Source organism: Psychrobacter sp. SHUES1 (genome assembly GCF_001652315.1).
Taxonomy (GTDB): domain Bacteria; phylum Pseudomonadota; class Gammaproteobacteria; order Pseudomonadales; family Moraxellaceae; genus Psychrobacter; species Psychrobacter faecalis.
The window spans coordinates 1-2,719 of record NZ_LXWA01000111.1 but is presented as its reverse complement, the minus strand read 5'-3'; the positions used below and the strand labels follow the sequence as shown (position 1 = coordinate 2,719).

Below are 2,719 nucleotides of genomic sequence, written 5' to 3'. Positions count from 1 at the left end.
CAACAACTCATCGACTTTATTGCCTCGTTAGACAACCAAACCTTAAAAAATGTCATCCGCAGCTTTTCTATCTATTTCTTCTTAGCCAATCTCAGTGAAGAAAATTACTTACGAGAACAACGTCAAGCCTTGCGTATGCAATCGGAACATAGCTGGGAAGGCTCGTTTCGGCGTACGCTGCTTGAATGTCGTGAGCGCAATATTGAACCCGCCCAAATGCAAGAGCTGATTGAGCAACTAAAATTTATCCCAGTATTCACCGCCCATCCGACTGAAGCGCGTCGCCGTACGACGATGAATCTATTGCAGAGTTTATTCAAGCATAGCGATGCTTTGAATAATCTTCCTGAAAACAGTTTCGCCTATGAGCAAGCGAAAGAACAAACGGCGCAAACCATTGATTTATTATGGTCATCTGATGAAGTACGGACGCGTAAACCTTTAGTCTATGACGAGATCAATAATGGCCTGCATTATTTCAATGCCAGTTTATTCAGCGCCATTCCCAAAGTTTACCGTAATATTAAAGACGCCATTGTTGATATCTATCCTGAGCTAACAGACTATCCCTTACCGGCGTTCATGAGCTTTGGTTCTTGGATTGGTGGTGACAGAGATGGCAATCCCTTTGTCACTCATGACACCACAGAAATGGCCGTATTGATGCATGCCAATACCGTCTTGCGTCACTATCAAGTGTTGATCAAAAAATTGCGTCGTGAACTGATTCACAGCGATACAATTGTCGCTATCGAACCTGACGTGTATACAAAAATTGAAAGTTATCGTGAGCTCGACAGACGAGTCTTTGATTACAATACTGACGATTACAACAATGAGCCGTACCGAAGACTGTTATCGATTATTCTTGCCAAAATAAAATCGACTAATAGCCATATTCAAAGCAAAGGTAGTGATAGCGAGGCTGAAAAAGATGCTTACACCAATCCGCAAGAATTGTTAGAAGATTTACGCATCATTCGGAAAAGTGTCAATACTCACGATACGGCACATGGCGAAGGCTTATTACTTGATATGATTCGTTTGGTCAAAACCTGTGGTTTTCATTTGGCAGCGCTCGATATTCGTCAAGAGTCCTCTTATCATAGCGAGGTGATAGCTGATATTTTTGCCAATGCCTCTAATCTGCCAGATTATCAAATGCTCACTGAAACTGAGCGCCAAGAATGGCTAACGCGCTTACTTGAAAAGCCCGGTACACCGCTCATTTATACCGATAACTTGAGTGATAAAACACGCGAACAATTGGCTTTGATGAACTCTGTGGCAACCTTACGTAAACTGGTCGGGCAAGATACTTTCGGCAGTTACGTCATATCAATGACCAATAACGCCAGTCAATTATTAGAAGTGTTACTACTCATGCGCTTTGCAGGCTTATGTACAGTGAATGACGAAGGGCAACTGTCCGCTGACTTACCCGTCGCACCCTTGTTTGAAACCATCGAAGACCTTAAAAATATCGATAAGATTTTACCTGCCGTCTTGGATAATCCGCTTTATCGAGGGTTGCTGCAACACTTAGATAACACGCAAGAAATCATGCTGGGTTATTCAGATTCATCAAAAGATGGCGGTATTATCACCTCTGCATGGCAGCTGTATAGCGCGCAGCAAACCATTAACCGTATCGCTGAGGAATATGGTATCAAAACCCGCTTGTTTCATGGCCGTGGTGGCTCTGTCAGTCGTGGTGGCGGCTCAACACATAATGCAATTGCCGCTCAGCCCGCAGGGACACTGCATGGAGAAATTAAAGTCACCGAGCAGGGCGAAGTCCTTTATGCCAAATATGCCAACACCGATACCGCTGTGTTTGAGCTAACCATGGGCATCACTGGTACCCTCAAAGCGTGCTCAACAAGATTTGTGGTGCAACCGCCTGAACTACCAAATTATGAAGCACTCTTTGCGCGTCTAGCCGATGCGGGTGAACAAAGTTATCGTACGCTTACTGACCATACCGAAGGGTTTTATCAGTTCTACTCACAAGTGACGCCAGTGCAGGAAATCTCTTTATTAAATATCGGCTCACGCCCAGCGCACCGTAACAAAGGTCTGCCTAGTAAGACAACCTTGCGGGCGATTCCCTGGGTATTTGGTTGGTCTTTAGCGCGCTTTACCCTACCAGCTTGGTATGGCGTAGGTAGTGCTCTTCATAGTGTTAAACAAGACGAAGCTTTAATGAGGGAGATGAACAGTTGCTGGCCATTTTTTAACGTATTTATTAGTAATATTGAAATGGCGTTTACCAAGTCTGAGATGAGCATTGCTCAGGCTTATAGTCAGTTATGTGAAGATGAGGGATTACGTGAAAAGATTATGCAAGCGGTAATCGATGAGCACGAGCTGACATTTTCAGGTTTAAATTCTTTGCTTAACCAGACATCATTATTGGCACATCAGCAAAACCTTGCCGCGTCACTGCAGTGGCGAAATGCTTATTTAGATCCGATTAACTACATACAAATCGAGTTGTTGAAACGTGCCAGACAAAAAGACACTATATATGATGACGGTGACTTTAGTGTTGAAGATCCATTAATCCGTAGTATCAATGCTTTGGCAGCGGGTCTACGCAATACGGGTTAATTAATAGAGAATTACGTTCAGATATCTAACTTATGACCTAAATACATTGACTTCCTTTAATTAAATTAAGAAGGTTGAAAAGGTGTAAGGGTCAACTAATTTAGAT

1 protein-coding gene is annotated in these 2,719 nt (G+C 43.1%); it reads left to right on the top strand.

Annotated features, from left to right (window positions below; genetic code table 11):
* Positions 1-2,613, top strand: a 2,613-nt coding sequence (ppc, locus tag A7325_RS12965) for a phosphoenolpyruvate carboxylase (RefSeq protein WP_068408797.1), incomplete at its 5' end; no start/stop codon positions are given.
* Positions 2,614-2,719: the final 106 nt, after the last annotated feature.